The organism is Caballeronia sp. S22, assembly GCF_964261745.1.
Taxonomy (GTDB): Bacteria; Pseudomonadota; Gammaproteobacteria; order Burkholderiales; family Burkholderiaceae; genus Caballeronia; species Caballeronia jiangsuensis.
Genome location: NZ_OZ180037.1, coordinates 490,386 through 507,990, shown reverse-complemented (window position 1 = coordinate 507,990; position 17,605 = coordinate 490,386). Strand labels below are relative to the sequence as shown.

The window sequence follows — 17,605 nt, the reverse complement described above, 5'->3', positions numbered from 1 at the left end:
AGAGCGGACAGCCAATTGCTCTTTACACGTATCGCATTAGCGCTTTCTCCACTAAATCCTTAAATGCGCCAGCAAGCGTCGAGCCCGGTCATCGATCGATAGCTTTAGCGCGGATTCGTCGCGATGAAGTTCTTGACCGCGGTGTATGTCGGCTTCTTCGTCACGCCATCGTTCAGCATGATGCCGTACGGGCCTTGTCCTGTCGGCGGATCGTCGTAGAGCTCATAGACCTGAAGCGACTGAATGTTGTATTGCGGCGCGATGGCAAGCAGCGCGCCCATCATGTTGTTCGCCATGAACGTCGCCGCCTGGTCGGCCGTGCCGGGAAAGTTCGGCCGCATGCCCACTTCATTGATCCAGATCGGCTTGCCGAGCGATTGCAACGTGCCGATCACGTTGTAGCAAAGCGTTCCGCATGCGTGGGTAATGTCGCCCTGCTCCGAGTACCAGTGCCACGCGGTGATGTCCCACGTGACGACCGGATGCCCGCTCGTGCCGTCGGGCTGCGTGCCGTTCGACAGCATCACGTCCAGGCCCAGATGCATCCACGTATTGCCGCCGATCACGATCTTCCCGGCGGGATCGACCGACTTGATGCCCGCGATCAAGCCGCGTATGACGCCGCGCGCAATCTGGAAGCAATCGTTCTTGTAGTCAGTGCTGTTCACGCCGTCGACCCAGCCGACTAGACATTCCGGCGCCAGTTCATTGGTCACTTCGTAATAAGCATAGTGCTGCACATTGACGATCTGTTGTGCAAGCGTATAGCTCGCCTGATAGGCAGAGTTCTCGTCGGGGAAGTTGAGCTGCTGCAGGAGCACCGGATAAACCGTCACGCCGGATTGAGCCATCATCTGCGCGACGTTCGCCAGTTTTTGCGCGCCGGCCACGGTGGAGACATCGCTGCGATACAGCGTGACACCGAGATCCTTCAGTTGCGCGAGTTGCTGTTCGGGCGTTGACGTCGTGTACGGACCCGCCGCGTTGACATGGCCATTCATGCCATAGAACACACTGCCCGAGGGCGCGATCACGGACAGCGCGGTGCTGGCTGCGCCGCTCGCCGGCGCCGGGCTCGACGCGGCCAAAGGCGCCGACGCGCCGCTCTCCGCTGGACTCGATGCAGCCGAAGGACTCGACTGCGCACCACCCGTTGTGGTGGCGCCGCCACCGCCATCGCTGCTACCGCCTCCGCATGCCGCCAGCATGAAGACGACCGTGAAACTCAGCAACGTCGATAGTCGTACCGGCGAAGCAGTTCGACGCAACCTGAATATGCGTGCAATGGAGGAGATATAACTGTTCTTGGTCATGGCAACTTCGGAACGTCGAAAACGATATCGAGCGATCGTTTCATTGCCGGCAGTGAAACACCCAACCTACGCGGCGACATCATCGCGAATGGGTGCAGGCCGCGTCCGGAATGGCGAACGCAGCCGCGCTTCGATACGAGAAATAAAGGAGCACCCCGATGGCCGATGCGCAAGTAACGCGATGGCCCGGACAAGGCGCTCACCGAATGCCACAGGGGATCTTCGCGCTTCGGTTGAACAGAAGCGCGCGAAGAAGGATCGGAATTTTTGTAGATGAAGCGAACATGCAATCGACATGCATGTCACGAATACGTTAGTACATCATATCGTCCGCCTCGGCATATTCAAGCGCTGAAGACCCCTCGACAAAAATACCAATCGATTCGGTTACGCTGATTAGGCTGATGAAACATCAGTAAGGCTTTCGTTGGGACCGCGGATTGCTTCCGCGAAAATGCCCGGCGCATAACCTTGAGCCCAATTTTTTCCGGAGACGCATGCGGATGCTTGCTATGCACAACGCGATTCATTGTGCCAGGCGAAGCACCCGCGCAGTGATCGCCCCGCTCGTCGCGCTCGTCTATCAAACGAACGTACGCGCTGACGCACCGCTGAACTATTTCCTTCACGCCGATGGCCCCGCCGCCACGCCCACGATGCGCCTCGGCTGGGCGCTCGCGGCATTGGCTGTCGTCGTGGCGCTGATCGTGACAGGCTTGCTCGTCGCGGCAATCATGCGCAGGCGGCCACCGCCTACGGAACGCGATGCGGCACACCTGCAGGCTGAAGGCGGCGGAATGCATTGGGTATGGATCGGCACGAGCATTTCGTCGGTGGCGCTGTTCGTCACGCTCGCGTATGTACTCGTCACGCTCGAATCAGTCGCATCGCCGCGCAAGGCGCCGGAACTGACCATCGCGGTCACGGCCTACGACTGGTGGTGGAAGATCGACTACGCGCGCACGAATCGCGGCGAAGCAGGCGTGACCACGGCCAACGAGATTCATATCCCCGTCGGCGAGCCGGTGAAGATCGAGTTACGCAGCGCCGATGTCGTCCATGCATTCTGGGTGCCGCGCCTCGCGGGCAAGACGCAGACGATACCGGGCGTCGTCAACGAGCAATGGATCGAGGCGGATCGCGCGGGCGTGTATCGCGGGCAATGCTCGCAGTTCTGCGGCGCGCAGCATGCGCACATGGCATTCGAAGTGATCGCGGAGCCGCGCCCGCAATTCGATGCGTGGTACGCGGCGCAAGCGCTGCCGCATGTTGCGGATGCAAGCGTGAACGCCGGCGCAAAGCTCTTTCTCGATCGATGCGCAGGCTGTCACGCCGTGCGCGGCAGCGATGCAAACGGCACGCAGGCACCCGATCTCACTCATCTGAACTCGCGCCGTCTTATCGCGGCCGGCGCGTTGCCGAATACCGCATCGAATCAGCTCGACTGGATACGACATGCGCAGCGCATCAAGCCGGATGCGTTGATGCCGTCGATCGCGCTATCGGCATCGGATGCCGCCGCGCTCTCCGCCTATCTTCGGACACTGCAATGACCGAACACGCCGCCACGCCCGCGCCGCTGCAACGCACGCTCACGATCGGCCGCATCGAGCCCGGCAGCGAGCAGGAGCGCAAGCTGCGCGAGCTCTGGGAGACGCCGCCCGGCTGGCGCGGCTGGCTCTCGACGGTCGATCACAAGCGCATCGGCTTGCGTTATCTCGTCACCGCTTTCGCGTTTCTGATCGCCGGTGGCATCGAAGCGCTCGTGATGCGCGTGCAACTCGCGCGCCCCGACGCAACGCTGCTCACGCCCGAGCAATACAACCAGCTCTTCACGATGCACGGCGTGACGATGATCTTCCTCTACGCGCTGCCCGTGCTGTCGGGGTTCTCGAACTATCTGTGGCCGCTGATACTCGGCGCGCGCGACATGGCGTTTCCACGCCTGAACGCGCTGTCGTACTGGATCTTTCTGTTCGCCGGACTGTTCCTCTACGCGAGTTTTCCATTCGGCGAAGCGCCCAATGCGGGCTGGTTCAACTACGCGCCGCTCGCGGGACTCACCTACAGCACGGGCCCGAACATCGATATCTATGCGCTCGGCATGGTGTTGCTCGGCATCTCGACGACAGTCGGCTCGATGAACTTCGTCGTCACGTTCCTGCGGATGCGCGCGCCGGGCATGTCGCTCGATCGCGTGCCGGTGCTGGTATGGGGCACGCTCACCGCTTCGGGCGGCAACCTGCTCGCGGTGCCTTCGGTGAGTCTCGCGTTCTTCATGTTATGGCTCGACAGGCGCATCGGCACGCACTTCTTCGATGTGCTCAACGGCGGCCGCGCGCTGCTCTGGCAACATCTCTTCTGGATCTTCGCGCATCCGTGGGTGTATGCCGTCGTGCTGCCCGCGATGGGCATCGTCTCCGATGCGCTGCCCGTGTTCTGCCGCAGGCCGCTCGTCGGCTATCTGCCGGTCGCACTGTCGACGGTCGCGACGATGGTCGTCGGCTTCGTCGTGTGGATCCATCACATGTTCGCGACGGGCATCCCGGCGCTCGCGCTGTCGTTCTTCGGCGCGGCGAGCATGGTGATCGCGATACCGAGCGCGGTCGCGACCTTCGCGTGGATCGCGACGATCTGGACCGGCAGGCCGGTGTTCCGCGTGCCGTTCCTGTACTTCGCGGGCTTCGTGTTCCTCTTCGTCATCGGCGGATTGTCGGGCGTGCTCACCGCCGCCGTGCCGTTCGACTGGCAGCTCACGGACACCTACTTCATCGTCGCGCACCTGCATTACGTGCTGCTCGGCATCAACGTGTTTCCGGTCATCGGCGGCATCTACTTCTGGTTCCCGAAGTTCACGGGACGCATGATGAGCGAGAAGATCGGGCGCATCGGCTTCTGGGTCCTGTTCGCGGGCTTCAACATCGCGTTCTTTCCGATGCATATCGCGGGCCTGCTCGGCATGCCGCGGCGCATCTACACCTATGCGCCCGACATGGGCTGGAACACGGTGAACATGATCACGTCGATCGGCGCGTTTCTGTTCGCGTTCGGCGTGCTCGTGTTTCTGTGGGACTTCGCGTATAGCCTGAGACGCGGCCCCGTCGCGGGCGATAACCCCTGGGATGCGCCGACGCTCGAATGGTCGACATCATCGCCGCCGCCGCCCTATAACTTCGCGATCGTGCCGCGCATCGCGAGCCGTCATCCGCTGTGGGAAGAGCGCATATCGGGCACGATGCGCTCGCGGCTCACCGAGGGTTATGTGCTCGACCAGGGACGCGAAGCGCTAGGCACGACCGCGCTCGACGGCGATCCCGACGTGATCCTCAAGATGCCGGAAGACTCGTATGCGCCCTTCTGGCTCGGCGTCGCTTCGCTGGTGTTCTTTACCGGGCTCGCGTTGACCGCGTGGTGGCTCGCGGCATTCGGGCTCGCCGCGTGCGGCGCGGCCATCGTCGTATGGCTGTGGCCGCGCCGCGAACTCGGCCAGCGCGACGACACGGCCCATCCGCGTGAATCCGGAGCGACGTCATGAGCGATCTCGCGGAATCGCTGCCCGAGCGTGCGCGCTTGCCTGTCGGCAGTCCAGGCGAACGCTCGGGCGGCTGGTGGGGATGTCTCACGCTCGTCGCCACCGAAGCCGCGCTCTTCGGCTATCTGATCTTTTCGTATCTGTATCTCGCGTCGCAGACGACTGAGCGCTGGCCGCCCGAAGGCATGCCGAAGCTCGGACTCGGCATCGCGAACACAGGCATCCTTCTGTCGAGCAGCGTGTTCGTGTGGGCGAGCGAGCGCTTCGTACGGCGCGGCAGGCGCGGCATGGGCGTGGCGATGCTCGCGATCGCAATCGCGCTCGGCACGGCCTTCGTCGCGATACAACTCAGGGAGTGGGCCGATCATCCCTATGGTCTGACGACGCATCTCTACGGCTCGCTCTACTTCACGATCACCGGCTTTCACATGATGCACGTGCTCGTGGGCCTCGTCGTGCTCGCGTTCCTGTTGCTATGGACCGGGCTCGGCTACTTCGACCGGGCGCGCTCGGCGGCGCTGACCATCGGCGGGCTGTACTGGCATTTCGTCGACGTCGTGTGGCTCTTCATCTTTGCGACGCTGTATCTGTCGCCCTATGTGCTGGCGAGATGAAATGAACGACGCCTCGTCCATCGATGAGCACAGGCATCCGGCGCGCCCCGGCGGCGTCGCGCTCGTGCTTGGCCTGCTGCTCGCACCCGCTGCGTGGATAGCGCAAACGACGCTGGCGCAGATGCTCGCCGCGTGGGGATGCTTCCCGCACGAACGTCCGGTGAATGCGCCCGCGATGCCCTGGCTCGAACGCGGGATCGTGATGCTGGGGTTAAGCGCGTTGCTGCTCGGCGTCGCGGGCGGCGTCATTGCATGGCGTAACTGGCGGCGCACGGGCGAACTTGCATTGATGCTGAAAGAGCAAGGATCGATCGACAGACATGCCGCGCGTGACGCGTTCATCGCACGCGCGGGTGCGCTTGCAAGCGCGCTCTTCGTATTCGCGCTGATCGCGACGGATCTCGCGTGGCTGCTCGTATCGCCATGCGGCGGGCGGTGATCGCCATGACGCTCCGACGCCGCGCTCTCCTCTGCATCTTCACGATCGCCTTTTCGATGCAACACGCTCACGCGCAGACGCCCGATCTCATCGCGCGCGGCGCATATCTCGCGAAGGCCGCCGATTGCGCCGGTTGCCACACCGCCGCGCCCGTGCCGGGACAGGCGCAACCGCATCCGTTCGCGGGCGGCCTGCCGATGGGCTCGCCCTTCGGCACGATCTGGTCGAGCAACATCACGCCGGACGCGCAACACGGCATCGGCCGCTACAGCTATGAGGATTTCGCGCGCGCGTTGCGTGAAGGCGTCGCGCCCGGCGGCAAGCATCTTTATCCGGCGATGCCCTATCCGTCCTTCTCGAAGATCGACGACAACGACATGCGCGCGCTCTATGCGTATTTCATGCACGGCGTGGAACCCGTCGCGCAGGCGGCGCCCGAGACGCGCCTGCCGTTTCCGTTCGACCAGCGCTGGGCGCTCGCGATGTGGAACTTCGCCTTCGCTCCGACAAAGCCATTCGCGCCGGACCCAAAACGAGATGTGCAATGGAATCGCGGCGCGTATCTCGTGCAATCGCTCGGGCATTGCGGCGCCTGCCATACGCCGCGCGGGCCGGCTTACGATGAACTCGGTTATACCGAATCGTCGCGCGCCTATCTCACGGGCGGCACCAATGACCACTGGCACGCGCCGAACCTGACCGGCATATCGGGCGCGGGCCTGGGTAGCCTGTCCGCTGACGAGATCGCCGCATTTCTGAAGACCGGTCATGGTGCGGGCCTCGTCACATTCGGCAGCATGGTGCAGGTTGTCGAGGACAGCACGCAGTATCTCGACGATCGGGATCTCCGTGCGATCGCGTCGTATCTGAAGACCCTGCCCGCGAGCGGAAGCGGCGGCACTTTTGATGCGCACTCACGCATGGCCACGCAGAGCGTGGCGGCGCTGCGCACCGGCGACGACGAACGCCCCGGCGCGGGTCTCTATCAGAGCGCGTGCGCGCGTTGCCACAAGAGCAATGGCGGAGGCGAGCCGTTCAAGTATCCGCGGCTCGCGGGCAATCCGGCCGCGCTCTCGGAGAAGCCGGATTCGCTGGTGCGGATGGTGCTTCAGGGCGGACGCGCGCCATCGACGGAAACCGGACCCGAGCCCAAGAAGATGCCCGCATTCGCCGACAAGCTCACCGATACGGAAATCGCGCGCGTTTTGACGTTTGTTCGCTCGGCATGGGGCAATGATGCCGCGCCCGTCACGACGCGCGACGTACGAAGCATGCGCGATGCCGTTGCCGCTGGAACACGTCAGTAAATCTTTAGTTTTATGTCCTAACGAAATGAATCCGGGAACGACCCATGCTGAATCGCTGACATGGCCGCATGAGTGGCCGTCCTTTTGACCCGGCACTGGAAGGGAGAACGTCATGACCGATACCGCCCAATCCGAATATCCACGCCCGCCCCTGCCGCCTCAGCAGCAGGACAGGCGTCCCGGACTCACCGCCCCGATGGACCCGCAGCCGGATCACGGCGAATCGACGTACAGGGGCAACAACAGACTCGCGGACAAGATCGCGCTCATCACGGGCGCGGACAGCGGCATCGGCCGCGCGGTGGCGATCGCCTATGCGCGTGAAGGCGCGGACGTCGCCATCGCGTATCTGGACGAGCATGACGACGCGAAGGAAACCGCGCGCTGGGTCGAGAAGGCGGGAAGGCGCGCGCTGCTATTGCCCGGCGATATCACCGACCGCACGCATTGCAGGCAGCTCGTCGAGAAGACCGCGGAGACGTTCGGGCGCATCGACGTGCTCGTGAACAACGCCGCCTATCAGGCGACCTACGACAAGCTCGAAGACATCAGCGACGACGAATGGGACAAGACCTATTCGACCAATATCGGCGCGATGTTCCGCATCACGAAGGCGGCGCTCGCGCACATGAAGTCCGGCGGCGCGATCATCAACACGACCTCTGTCAACGCCGACGCGCCGAATCCCGGCCTGATCGCGTATGCGAGCACGAAGGGCGCGATTCAGAACTTCACGGGCGGCCTCGCGCAACTGCTGGCCGAGCGCGGCATACGCGCGAATTGCGTCGCGCCCGGGCCGATCTGGACGCCGCTCATTCCATCGACGATGCCGCCGTCGAGCGTCGAGAACTTCGGCAAGCAGACGCCGATGAAGCGCCCCGGCCAGCCCGTGGAACTCGCCGCCGCTTACGTGATGCTCGCATCGGACGAGGCGAGTTATATGTCCGGTGCGACCATCGCCGTGACGGGCGGCAAGCCGATCATCTAGGTCAGGCGGCGAGCGGCGTGTGCAGTCGCTGGTCGATGTCTTTCTTTCCGGCAATCAGCGCGAACGCGCGAGCGTCTTCGGCGCAGGCAAAATGGCCCAGGACGCCGCTCGCGCGCTGAATGCCGTCGCCATCGCAGACGATCGTCATCGCCGCGTAAAGACCGCCGTCGAACGCGGCCATCGGCGTAATGACGAAACCGCGATACGCGAGGCTGGATTGGAGCATGGCACCCTCTCTCTCATTTGATAGCTGTCTTCGCTCTTTTCCGGCGGTGCGCGCCGCCGTGAGGCTGTGTGTCAGATTGTCCAGTGACGCAATCAGCCGACGATTAGGGAAAACCAGAAAAAGCGACGGGATAGCTATCGCTGAAATCGAATACATTTCAGCCCGAGATTTTCGCGGATGGATCAGCGGCGCGCTTCGGTCGCCATTCTCACCGCGAGACCGGCGAGCACGGTGCCCATCAGCCAGCGTTGAATCAGAAGCCATGTCGGCCTGCGCGTCAGAAAAACCGCGATCGATCCGGCGGTCATCGCGACGATCGAATTGACGCTGATACTCAGCATGATCTGCACGACGCCGAGAGCGAGCGACTGGCCGAGCACGCCGCCGTGCGCCGGATCGATGAATTGCGGCAGCAGCGAAAGATAAAGCACGGCGATCTTCGGATTGAGCAGGTTCGTGACGAAACCCATCGTGAAGAGCTTGCGCGGGCTGTCGACGGGCAAATCGCGCACCTGAAACGGCGAACGCCCGCCCGGCTTGACCGCCTGCCACGCGAGATAGAGCAGATAGAGCGCGCCGCCGAAGCGCAACGCGTCGTAGGCGAACGGGATCGCGATCAGCAGCGCGGTGATGCCGAAGGCGGCGCACAACATGTAGAACACGAAGCCGAGCGCCACGCCGCCGAGCGAGATGAGCCCCGCCGTGCGGCCCTGGCAGATCGAGCGGGAAATCAGATAGACCATGTTCGGTCCCGGCGTAAGCGCCATGCCGAGCGCTACGAGGGCGAATGCGAAGAGTTGCGGCGTGTGAGGCATCGGACGTGCTCCGGTTAAAGAGGTCGATGCAGTTTCTCGCGCGTTTGGCCGCGCAGCCAGATACAAATTCGAAGACGCCCGTCGATACAGTCAATCGAAGCCGAGAAAGGTCGAGAAATTCCGCACGGGCTCGCGCGTCATATCGATGGAGTTGATGGGCGATGCTTCATCGGAGAATCCGAGGCTCATGCCGCAGACGACTTCAAGACCGGAAGGCAAGTCGAGCTGCTCCGCGATGACGTCCTGAAAGCGCGCGAACGACACCTGCGCGCAAGTCGCGAGGCCGACCGCGCGCGCGGCCAGCATCACCGTTTGAATAAAGATGCCGTAATCGAGCCAGCTATATTTCGTGAGCGTGGAATCGATCGCGAAGATCAAACCGATGGGCGCGCCGAAGAAATCGAAGTTTCTCGCCGTCACGCGCGCACGCTCCTGAAGATCGGACTTCGGTACGCCGAGCGCACCGTAATAGCGCATGCCGAACGCTTCCTGCCGCGACCGCATATCGTGCGGCAACGCATCGGGCATATGCCGCAATGGCGGATGTCCATCGTCGGCATGGGCGCGCCGCAATGCTTCGCTCATCGCGGCCTTGCGGTCGCCCGTCAGCACATAGACGCGCCACGGCTGCGTGTTCGAATTGCTCGGCGCGGATCGCGCGACGTCGAGTATTTCTTCGACTACGCGGCGCGAAACCGGATCATGCGTGAAACGCCGGATCGCGCGGCGCGAACGGATGGTTGCATCGACGACTAAAGCATCGGGACGAGCGTGACGATCGATCATGGGGCAAGTGCGCAATGACAGGTTGCCCCATGATGACACGGCGAAAAGCCGCGCCGCCGCGAAGTATCTGCAAGACCATCTTGCACGATGCTCAACGCGGCGCGATTCGCATCAGCGCATGCCGCCGCTCGCGATGAGGCTTTCGCCGGTCATCCAGCGCGCATCGTCGGAAGCGAGGAACACCGCGATCGATGCGATATCGTCCGGCTGGCCAAGACGTCCGAGCGGCGTTTGCGCGAGCGCGGCCGCATCGAATTCGGAACCGATGATGCCCGCGCTGTGCGTGCCTTCGGTCACCACGACGCCCGGGTTGATCGAGTTCACGCGGATCTTTCTCGGGCCGAGTTCGCGTGCCAGCGCGCCAGTGATCGCATCGATGGCGCCCTTCGTGCCGCTATACACCGCGCTCGTCGCCGGCGTAATGCGGGTCACGACCGAACTGATGTTGACGATGCTCGCGCCTTCGCCGAGATGCTTCGCGGCGGCCTGCGTGGTCAGCAGCGTGCCTAGCACGTTGATATTGAACTGCTTATGAAAGTGCTCTTCGGTGATCTCTTCGAGCGCCGCGAATTCATACACGCCCGAGTTGTTCACGAGAATATCGAGCCGTCCATACGTTTCGACCGCTGCATTCACGATGCCTTGCGCATCCGCGGCCTTCGAGACATCGCCGCCGACGGCGATCGCCTTGCCCTTCGATGCGGTGATGTCCGCGACGACCGCATCCGCGCCCGCCTTGCTGCTCGCATAGTTGACGACGACCGACGCGCCTTCCGCGGCGAGCGCCTTTGCAATGGCCGCTCCAATACCTTTCGACGCGCCCGTGACGACCGCCACCTTGCCTGCGAGTTTGCTCATGATCGAATCCTTGAAGAGATTATTTAATGCCGGGACTGGCCGGTCGTGCCCGTTGCACAACCGTCTTGACAGCGTTCAATGTAGACATCTCTTCGAGCGCGATAAAGCAGCGTAGAGTGAAAAGACTTGCGGGATCAGACGAATAATCGAACGCGGGAGGCGGCATGGACACGAACACGCCACGGCACGACGCCAATTTCGCCGGCCAGATTCCCGAGCTTTACGACCGCTATCTCGTGCCGATGCTCTTCGCGTCCTACGCAGCCGATATCGCGCAACGCGCGGCGGCGCTCGAACCATCGCGCGTACTGGAGACTGCGGCGGGCACCGGCGCCGTCACGCGCGCGATGGCGCACGCGTTGCCCGCACTTGTCGATATCGTCGCGACGGATCTGAATCAGGCGATGCTCGATCGCGCCGCGACGTTGGATACCGGCAGAACGGTGACGTGGCAGCAGGCCAATGCTTTGCAATTGCCTTTCGATGATGCGAGCTTCGATATCGTCGTCTGCCAGTTCGGCGCGATGTTCTTTCCCGACAAGACAGCGGCATTCGCGCAAGCGCGTCGCGTGCTGCGGCCCGGTGGCGCGCTCCTGTTCAACGTGTGGGACCGCATCGAAGAAAACGAGTTTGCGGACACCGTAACCGATGCGCTCGCCCGCGTCTTTCCCGCCGATCCGCCGCTTTTCATGAAACGCACGCCGCACGGCTATTTCGATCGGGACGTGATCGCGCGCGATCTCGCAGCGGCGGGCTTCGATAAGAAGCCGCGCTTCGATACGCTCGCGCAACGCAGCCGCGCGTCATCGGCGGATGTGGCCGCTATCGCCTATTGCCAGGGCACGCCCTTGCGCAACGAGATCGAAGCGCGCGGCGGCGCGAGTCTGGATGAAGCGACGTCGGCATGTGCGAAAGCCATCGCGGCGCGCTTCGGTTCAGGCGCCGTCGATGGCAGGATTCAGGCGCATGTGATCGTCGTGCGGCGCTAACGCGTGATATCGCGGCCCAGCACACGATCGAGCCATGCGATCAGCGTGCCCGATGAGCATGACGCGCTTCGGAAGCCGATATGCCCGTCCGGCCGTATGGCCCATACCATGCCTTGCTTCGCACCGAACGCATCGACGAATTCGCCTGCGTTGTCGCAGAGCGTTCGATACGCTTCACGGGCAGGCTCGAACGACGCCGCATTCGCCACCTTCGGCGACACGATCAACACGGCGCTCGCTGCCGCGCCGAGCGCGGTGCGCCATGCATCGACGGTCGCATCGAAGGCGGCGACGCGCGCGCTGTCAACGTCATCGATATAAGCGACGAGCGTGTGACGTCCGCGCCCGAGATGATCGTGCAAACGCTGCGCATGGCCGATGAAAGCCTCGACTAGTCCACTGGCCTGCGGCGCGCGATCGCCTGGCGCAGGCAGTTCCGCGGCCATGTCCGTGCATTCGTCCGTGACGATAGGACTGCCGCCGCGATAACCCACGAGCAATTGCGTCTCGCGCATCGCGGGCTTGATCTCGCCGTGCGCGAGAACCGTGTTCAACGCGCGGCTCGTCGATTCGACGACATCGAGCCCGACCGGCCGCCGCTCCGCTTCGTAGCTATCGAGCAGCGCCTGATTCGCGACGCCGCGCGCGGCGAGCGTGAGCTTCCACGCGAGATTGTGCGCATCCTGCAAGCCGGTATTCATGCCCTGCCCGCCGACGGGCGGATGAATATGCGCGGCATCGCCCGCGAGAAACACGCGCCCGCGCGCATAGTTCTGCGCGATCCGATGACTCACGCGATACACCGACGACCAGCGCATCGACGAGAGCCGCGTGCCCTTCGGCAGAATCGGCAGCATGATGCGTTCGATCTCCGCGAAATCGGGCGTGGAGTTCAGCGTGTGGCGGGCGGCATCGCCGGGGAGCAGGACCATCGAGAGCCGATAGCGGCGTGCGGAGCCGCGTACCGGCAGCGCGGCGAGCGCGATCGATCCCGCGCCGCCCTCACCCGATACATTGAAGCGATACATGCGGCCGCGCGGCAAATTCCACTCGACGTCGAGATCGGCGAGCATGAAGGTTTGCGGATACTGATCGCCTTCGTAGGCGATGTTCGATTGCCGGCGCACCGTGCTGCGCGCGCCGTCGCAGCCGACGAGCCAGCGGCACCGAATCGTGCGGTTCTTGCCGCATGCGTCTTGTATGCGCACGTCGATTGCGTCGCCTGCATCGCTGAAATCGACGAGCGTCGCGCCGTATTCGACGTGGCCGCCGTTGCGTGCGAGCGCCGCTTCCAGAATGCGCTCGGTCTCGAACTGCGCGAGCGAGAGCGCGCCGTACGGAAGTCCGGCGCGCGGAACCTCGGCGCTGAACGCGGGCGCGCCGTCCTGAAACGTGTCCGCGCCCTTGAGCCATACACCGGCATCGATCGCGTCGCGGGCGATGCCCAGATCCTCGAAAATCTCCAGCGTGCGCGCCGTGACGCCGAGCGCCTTCACGAAGAAGACGCGCTCGTCGTACGCATCGATCACACGCGCTTTCACGCCATCGCGGCGCAGTTCGGCGGCAAGCATCAGGCCGACGGGGCCCGCGCCGGCGATCAGCACATCGGTCGTATCGAACATGGTGCGATATCTCCTGAGGAAACCGGCGAATGCCTTCGTGCGCGACGTCTTCGCGGGCGGTCGTCAGAGAGAATAACCGTTACGTGTGTGCTTGTGGCAGGCGCGTCAGCCTGCGAGCGGCCCGAGACGCAGGCCGATCACGCAGCCCGCCGCGATCACGGCAAGCACCGTCGCGGCGATCGTCACATAGAGGAAGTTTCGTTGCTGCGCGAACACGGCGAGCATCACGACGACGCGCAGCACCGGCAGCAGAATGAAGAGCGCGACGCCCGCGGTCAACGCCTTTGTGTCGAAGAACAGTCCCGTGCCGATCAGCGCGCACGCGGCCCATGTGCCGCACTGGAGAAAGCGGGCGAGCAGAAGATCCATCGAAGCTGACGTGGCGCATTTCATCGACGGGTGTACTCCAGCAGATCGATGCCGAGACCCTGCATGAGCATCTGACACGCGACGAGCAGCAGCATCGACAGGAACAACACGCGCAGGCGTTCGCTGCGCACTTTCATCAGCACGCGCGCGCCCACGATCGCGCCGATCACCGAGCCGAGCGCGACCGGTCCCGCGATGGCGCTCACGATCTCGCCGCGCAGAAAATAGGCGCTCGCGCTCGCGGCGGCCGTCACGCCGATCATGAAGTTCGATGTCGCGGTCGATACCTTGATCGGCAGGCGCAGGGCGTTGTCCATCGCCGGAATCTTCAGGATGCCGCTGCCGATGCCGAGCAGCGCGGAAACGAGTCCGGCCGCAACCATCAACGAGAGACCGGCGGGCACGCGCCGCACTTCATACGCGACATCGCGGCGCAGCGTGACGTCCGGATAGCTCGAATGGAGATCGAGCGCGGCCGCGAGTCCTCGCGATGGAATCGGCCGCGACATGCCCGCCGTATCTTCGCGGCGAATGAACATCTGCCACGCCGACACGACCAGCACGCCCGCGAAAAGAAAATTCAGCGCAGCCACGGGGACGATGCCTGCGAGGAGCACGCCCGTCAGCGCGCCGAGCGTGGTGCCGGTTTCGAGCACGAGGGCGAGTCGCACGTTAGTGAGGCCGCCGCGCAGAAAGGCCGCCGCGCCGCCGCATGAACACGCGATCACGGACACGATGCTCGTGCCGATGGCCGCGTGCATGTCGATATGGAAAAACATCGTGAGAATGGGCACGATGAACAGGCCGCTCGCCATGCCCAGCATGCCGCCCACCGCGCTGGCACCGACGCCCGCGCAGAAGAGCCAGAGGGTTGCTTCGAAGCTCATTGAATCTGCCTCGGAGAAGTATCGTCAAGGTATTAATATAACATGTCATAACAAGTAGAAAAAGCCACGGACGAATGAGGTCCGATCGTCTCGCGCTATGATTTGGCCATTGCACGACGACAACTAAAGCCAACCATGGCCCGACGAAGCAAACAGGAAGACACTCAGGCGCAAACCCTCGACACCACGGACGATGACGCATCGTCCGGCGGCGGCTCCAGCTATCTCGTGCCGGGCCTCGAACGCGGCTTGCGGATCCTGGCGGAGTTCTCCGCGCGCGAGCCGGTGCTGGGCGCGCCGGAGTTGTCGCGGCGCATCGGCATTCCGCGCACGACGACGTTTCGTCTGCTGCAAACGCTCGAATCGCTCGGCTTTCTCGAACGCGTGAACGGCGACCGCAATTTCAGGCTGGGCGTCGCTGTGTTGCGGCTGGGCTTCGAATACGTGAACTCGCTCGAACTGACCGATCTCGGCACGCCGGTGCTCGAGCGTCTGCGCGATGCAACCGGTCTGTCGACGCATCTGCTGATCCGCGATCAGCGCGATGTCGTGTTCATCGCGAAGGCGCAAAGTCATGAGCCGCTGTTCAGTTCGGTGAAGGTGCATGTCGGCACGCGACTGCCCGCTCATGCGACGGTGCATGGACATGTGCTGATGGGCGATCTTTCGCTCGCGGCGCTCAAGGCGCTCTATCCCGAGGATCAACTGGAAAAGTATACGGAGCGCACGCCCGCGACCGTCGACGAACTCTTCGAACGCGTGCAGGAGTGCGTGGCGCTCGGTTATGGATTGAGCGAAGCGTCGTTTGAGCGCGGGATATCGGTTGTCACCGCGCCGGTGCGGGATCATTCCGGGGGGATCGTTGCGGCGGTGGCGGCGACCGTGCCGCGGTCGGATATCGGGGCGGATGATGAGAAGTCTCGGCTCGTTGAGACGATCTGTGGTGCTGCGGTCGAGCTTTCGATGCGGTTGAATTATCGGCCTTCGCCGGGTGATCGCACTGCTGCGCTGGCTTGAGGTTTTTTTTCGCCGGATCCCGGTTTCGTGTTGGTTTATTAGCACTGCCCCTGTGCGGGGCGGCAGTCACTTTCTTTGCTGCTGCAAAGAAAGTAACCAAAGAAACAGCTCTCCCCAGCCTAAGCACTTCACGCCGGCCGCGGCACAGACGATTGGCTGAATGGCCCGGCAGTAGCGAGTGCCCTCGAAGGTCTCGCGGGGCTTGGACCGCGCACGATCTGCCGCACCAAATGTTTTGCCTCACTGGTTCAGCACCAAATAGCTCCGGCCCGCTACGCGGCCGACCGGTCAATGGGTTGTGCGCGTGCTTCCTCTTCGATGGTTTCCCTTGCATACCCAACGGCAGCGCGTAGCGCTGTGCCGAAGCCATTTCGTGCTGAACCAGCGCGCCAAAACATTTGGTGCGGCAGACCGTGCGCGAGCCAAGCCCAATTGGTCCTTCGAGGGCGACACTTAGGCGAGTGCCATTGGCGGCTGGCAAGCATGGCCAAACTGCGTGTGACCGCGGGCCTGAGCGAGCTGCTTTCTTTGGTTACTTTCTTTGCAGCAGCAAAGAAAGTGACCCCCGCCCCGGGGAGGGGCAGTGCTAATAGACCGACACGAAAACAGGATTCCACGCTAACGGGATTCCACGAAAAAAACCCCATCAAAACGAGTGATGAATCCCCGCCAGCACAATAACCTGATTCGCGGTACTCGAAACACCCGCAGTAAAGAACGCCGCCTTAGCACCACCAGTCGCGTGCTCATAAAGCGCATTCACATAAAGCTGCGTCGATTTCGACAACATATAGATATCGCCGATCTCGAACTGCGTCCACCGCCCGCCCGCGAATGTCGTGGTAGCCGCGCCGCCAGCAATCCAGTTCCAGGCCACCGGCTTGAATGTAAGACCCGCATCGTACGACTGAAACGTATCGGACTGACCATTCGATTGCAGCTTCACGCGCGTATAAAGACCATGCACGACGAACTTGCCGATTTCATATGACGCGCCCGCGCCCATCACTTCCTGCTTGTCCGCCATGTACGTCGCGGCAGGCTGACCCTGGAAGGTCGTAAGACCGGTCGTCGCGATCGCAGGCGTGCGGTTGTGCTCGTTCGAATACGTGGCCGCCGCGCTGAACGGACCGTTCGCATACGTGATGCCGAAGCCGTAGTTGCGGCCCGTCGAGAAGTTCGTCGTGTTGCCGAGGCCCATCATTGCGCCGGCCGAAAAGCCATAGAAGTTCGCCGAGCGGAATTTCACCGAGTTGTCGTAGGGCACGACGCCAGTATCTGCGAGCTGGTCGATGTTGCCCGGATGGAACGCATACCAGCTCGCCGCGAGATACGCGGTAGAGAGCGGCCCGAGCATGTCGAAGCTGAACGGCGTCTGATGACCGAGCGTCAGCGTGCCGACGTTTTCCTGACTCAGCCCGAGATACGCCTGGCGATTCCAGAGCGTGCCGGCCTTCGCGAAGTTGCCGGTGTTCGTATAGAAACCGTTCTCCAGTTGCGCGACTGTCTTCAGGCCGCCGCCCAGATCCTCGACGATGCGAAAGCCCCAGCGGTCCGGCTGCATGTTGCCCTGCTCCTCCATCCATTTCGGATGGCCGCCGACGTTGTTGATATATGCGATGCCGGCATCGAGGCTGCCGTAAAGCGTGACTGTGCTTTGCGCGGCCGCGCCCGTCGCGACCCCGGCTCCGATGAGTCCCGCTGCAATGATGTGCTTCACCCTTCGTTCTCCTAACCGTGTGGTTCAAGGACGGGCCGTGCCCGCTTTCCCGTTCCCGCTTGTAGCCGTTATTGCGCTTTATCCCGGCTCCGATTGGCCGCGATTCGCGCCGCCCGGAAGGCG

General features: G+C 63.1%; 17 protein-coding genes. 8 read left to right on the top strand and 9 right to left on the bottom strand.

Annotated features, from left to right (window positions below):
• Nucleotides 1-104: 104 nt before the first annotated feature.
• Nucleotides 105-1,313, bottom strand: coding sequence for a hypothetical protein (locus ACEN42_RS26015; protein WP_371884804.1), 1,209 nt, complete (start codon nt 1,311-1,313; stop codon nt 105-107).
• Nucleotides 1,314-1,810: 497 nt separating this feature from the next.
• On the opposite strand from ACEN42_RS26015, the gene coxB reads away from it, so the two are divergent.
• The 6 genes from coxB (at nt 1,811) to ACEN42_RS25985 (ending at nt 8,193) form a co-directional block, all read left to right on the top strand.
• Complete coding sequence (gene coxB / locus ACEN42_RS26010; protein WP_371884803.1) at nt 1,811-2,866, top strand: cytochrome c oxidase subunit II; 1,056 nt, start codon at nt 1,811-1,813, stop codon at nt 2,864-2,866.
• Complete coding sequence (ctaD, locus tag ACEN42_RS26005) at nt 2,863-4,848, top strand: cytochrome c oxidase subunit I (protein ID WP_371884802.1); 1,986 nt, start codon at nt 2,863-2,865, stop codon at nt 4,846-4,848. Before coxB ends, ctaD begins: the two co-directional genes overlap by 4 nt.
• Nucleotides 4,845-5,459 carry a heme-copper oxidase subunit III gene (locus ACEN42_RS26000; RefSeq protein ID WP_371884801.1) on the top strand — a complete coding sequence of 205 codons (615 nt, stop codon included), beginning with the start codon at nt 4,845-4,847 and terminating at the stop codon, nt 5,457-5,459. The genes ctaD and ACEN42_RS26000 overlap by 4 nt, the downstream gene beginning before the upstream one ends.
• Before the next feature lies 1 nt (nt 5,460).
• Nucleotides 5,461-5,898, top strand: a complete 438-nt coding sequence (locus tag ACEN42_RS25995; protein ID WP_371884800.1) for a hypothetical protein — start codon at nt 5,461-5,463, stop codon at nt 5,896-5,898.
• 56 nt (nt 5,899-5,954) lie between these two features.
• Nucleotides 5,955-7,205 (top strand): c-type cytochrome, encoded by a 1,251-nt coding sequence (locus ACEN42_RS25990; RefSeq protein WP_371884799.1) that lies wholly within the window; start codon nt 5,955-5,957, stop codon nt 7,203-7,205.
• 112 nt (nt 7,206-7,317) lie between these two features.
• Nucleotides 7,318-8,193 carry a glucose 1-dehydrogenase gene (locus tag ACEN42_RS25985; RefSeq protein WP_371884798.1) on the top strand — a complete coding sequence of 292 codons (876 nt, stop codon included), beginning with the start codon at nt 7,318-7,320 and terminating at the stop codon, nt 8,191-8,193.
• A gap of 1 nt (nt 8,194) precedes the next feature.
• Here ACEN42_RS25985 and ACEN42_RS25980 read toward each other — a convergent pair whose 3' ends face one another.
• The 4 genes from ACEN42_RS25980 to ACEN42_RS25965 form a co-directional block, all read right to left on the bottom strand.
• On the bottom strand, nt 8,195-8,575 hold the full coding sequence (locus tag ACEN42_RS25980) for a hypothetical protein (protein ID WP_371884797.1): 381 nt from the start codon (nt 8,573-8,575) through the stop codon (nt 8,195-8,197).
• 26 nt (nt 8,576-8,601) lie between these two features.
• Nucleotides 8,602-9,234, bottom strand: coding sequence for a LysE family translocator (locus tag ACEN42_RS25975; RefSeq protein WP_371884796.1), 633 nt, complete (start codon nt 9,232-9,234; stop codon nt 8,602-8,604).
• Nucleotides 9,235-9,324: 90 nt separating this feature from the next.
• Nucleotides 9,325-10,020 carry a nitroreductase gene (locus tag ACEN42_RS25970; protein WP_371884795.1) on the bottom strand — a complete coding sequence of 232 codons (696 nt, stop codon included), beginning with the start codon at nt 10,018-10,020 and terminating at the stop codon, nt 9,325-9,327.
• Between the two features lie 111 nt (nt 10,021-10,131).
• On the bottom strand, nt 10,132-10,878 hold the full coding sequence (locus ACEN42_RS25965; RefSeq protein WP_187607014.1) for a glucose 1-dehydrogenase: 747 nt from the start codon (nt 10,876-10,878) through the stop codon (nt 10,132-10,134).
• A 164-nt stretch (nt 10,879-11,042) separates the two neighbouring features.
• Here ACEN42_RS25965 and ACEN42_RS25960 point away from each other — a divergent pair, with 164 nt between their 5' ends.
• The gene (locus ACEN42_RS25960; RefSeq protein WP_371884794.1) at nt 11,043-11,867 is read left to right on the top strand and encodes a class I SAM-dependent methyltransferase; all 825 of its coding nucleotides are present in this window, start codon (nt 11,043-11,045) and stop codon (nt 11,865-11,867) included.
• Here ACEN42_RS25960 and ACEN42_RS25955 read toward each other — a convergent pair.
• The 3 genes from ACEN42_RS25955 to ACEN42_RS25945 form a co-directional block, all read right to left on the bottom strand.
• Complete coding sequence (locus tag ACEN42_RS25955) at nt 11,864-13,489, bottom strand: FAD-dependent monooxygenase (RefSeq protein ID WP_371884793.1); 1,626 nt, start codon at nt 13,487-13,489, stop codon at nt 11,864-11,866. The genes ACEN42_RS25960 and ACEN42_RS25955 overlap by 4 nt on opposite strands.
• A gap of 105 nt (nt 13,490-13,594) precedes the next feature.
• Nucleotides 13,595-13,858: a DUF1634 domain-containing protein gene (locus ACEN42_RS25950; RefSeq protein ID WP_371884792.1), complete on the bottom strand. Its 264-nt coding sequence runs from the start codon at nt 13,856-13,858 to the stop codon at nt 13,595-13,597.
• A 20-nt stretch (nt 13,859-13,878) separates the two neighbouring features.
• Nucleotides 13,879-14,745, bottom strand: a complete 867-nt coding sequence (locus ACEN42_RS25945) for a sulfite exporter TauE/SafE family protein (RefSeq protein ID WP_371884791.1) — start codon at nt 14,743-14,745, stop codon at nt 13,879-13,881.
• Nucleotides 14,746-14,880: 135 nt separating this feature from the next.
• Here ACEN42_RS25945 and ACEN42_RS25940 point away from each other — a divergent pair, with 135 nt between their 5' ends.
• Nucleotides 14,881-15,762, top strand: a complete 882-nt coding sequence (locus tag ACEN42_RS25940) for an IclR family transcriptional regulator (RefSeq protein WP_371884790.1) — start codon at nt 14,881-14,883, stop codon at nt 15,760-15,762.
• A 646-nt stretch (nt 15,763-16,408) separates the two neighbouring features.
• Here the strand turns inward: ACEN42_RS25940 and ACEN42_RS25935 are convergent.
• The gene (locus tag ACEN42_RS25935) at nt 16,409-17,482 is read right to left on the bottom strand and encodes a porin (protein WP_035500200.1); all 1,074 of its coding nucleotides are present in this window, start codon (nt 17,480-17,482) and stop codon (nt 16,409-16,411) included.
• Nucleotides 17,483-17,605 lie beyond the last annotated feature (123 nt).

Excerpts from the sequence above, each read along its gene's own strand:
- ACEN42_RS26015 (WP_371884804.1), bottom strand. The coding sequence starts at position 1,313 with ATGACCAAGAACAGTTATATCTCCTCCATTGCACGCATATTCAGGTTG.
- coxB (WP_371884803.1), top strand. The coding sequence starts at position 1,811 with ATGCGGATGCTTGCTATGCACAACGCGATTCATTGTGCCAGGCGAAGC.
- ctaD (WP_371884802.1), top strand. The coding sequence starts at position 2,863 with ATGACCGAACACGCCGCCACGCCCGCGCCGCTGCAACGCACGCTCACG.
- ACEN42_RS26000 (WP_371884801.1), top strand. The coding sequence starts at position 4,845 with ATGAGCGATCTCGCGGAATCGCTGCCCGAGCGTGCGCGCTTGCCTGTC.
- ACEN42_RS25995 (WP_371884800.1), top strand. The coding sequence starts at position 5,461 with ATGAACGACGCCTCGTCCATCGATGAGCACAGGCATCCGGCGCGCCCC.
- ACEN42_RS25990 (WP_371884799.1), top strand. The coding sequence starts at position 5,955 with ATGCAACACGCTCACGCGCAGACGCCCGATCTCATCGCGCGCGGCGCA.
- ACEN42_RS25985 (WP_371884798.1), top strand. The coding sequence starts at position 7,318 with ATGACCGATACCGCCCAATCCGAATATCCACGCCCGCCCCTGCCGCCT.
- ACEN42_RS25980 (WP_371884797.1), bottom strand. The coding sequence starts at position 8,575 with ATGTATTCGATTTCAGCGATAGCTATCCCGTCGCTTTTTCTGGTTTTC.
- ACEN42_RS25975 (WP_371884796.1), bottom strand. The coding sequence starts at position 9,234 with ATGCCTCACACGCCGCAACTCTTCGCATTCGCCCTCGTAGCGCTCGGC.
- ACEN42_RS25970 (WP_371884795.1), bottom strand. The coding sequence starts at position 10,020 with ATGATCGATCGTCACGCTCGTCCCGATGCTTTAGTCGTCGATGCAACC.
- ACEN42_RS25965 (WP_187607014.1), bottom strand. The coding sequence starts at position 10,878 with ATGAGCAAACTCGCAGGCAAGGTGGCGGTCGTCACGGGCGCGTCGAAA.
- ACEN42_RS25960 (WP_371884794.1), top strand. The coding sequence starts at position 11,043 with ATGGACACGAACACGCCACGGCACGACGCCAATTTCGCCGGCCAGATT.
- ACEN42_RS25955 (WP_371884793.1), bottom strand. The coding sequence starts at position 13,489 with ATGTTCGATACGACCGATGTGCTGATCGCCGGCGCGGGCCCCGTCGGC.
- ACEN42_RS25950 (WP_371884792.1), bottom strand. The coding sequence starts at position 13,858 with ATGGATCTTCTGCTCGCCCGCTTTCTCCAGTGCGGCACATGGGCCGCG.
- ACEN42_RS25945 (WP_371884791.1), bottom strand. The coding sequence starts at position 14,745 with ATGAGCTTCGAAGCAACCCTCTGGCTCTTCTGCGCGGGCGTCGGTGCC.
- ACEN42_RS25940 (WP_371884790.1), top strand. The coding sequence starts at position 14,881 with ATGGCCCGACGAAGCAAACAGGAAGACACTCAGGCGCAAACCCTCGAC.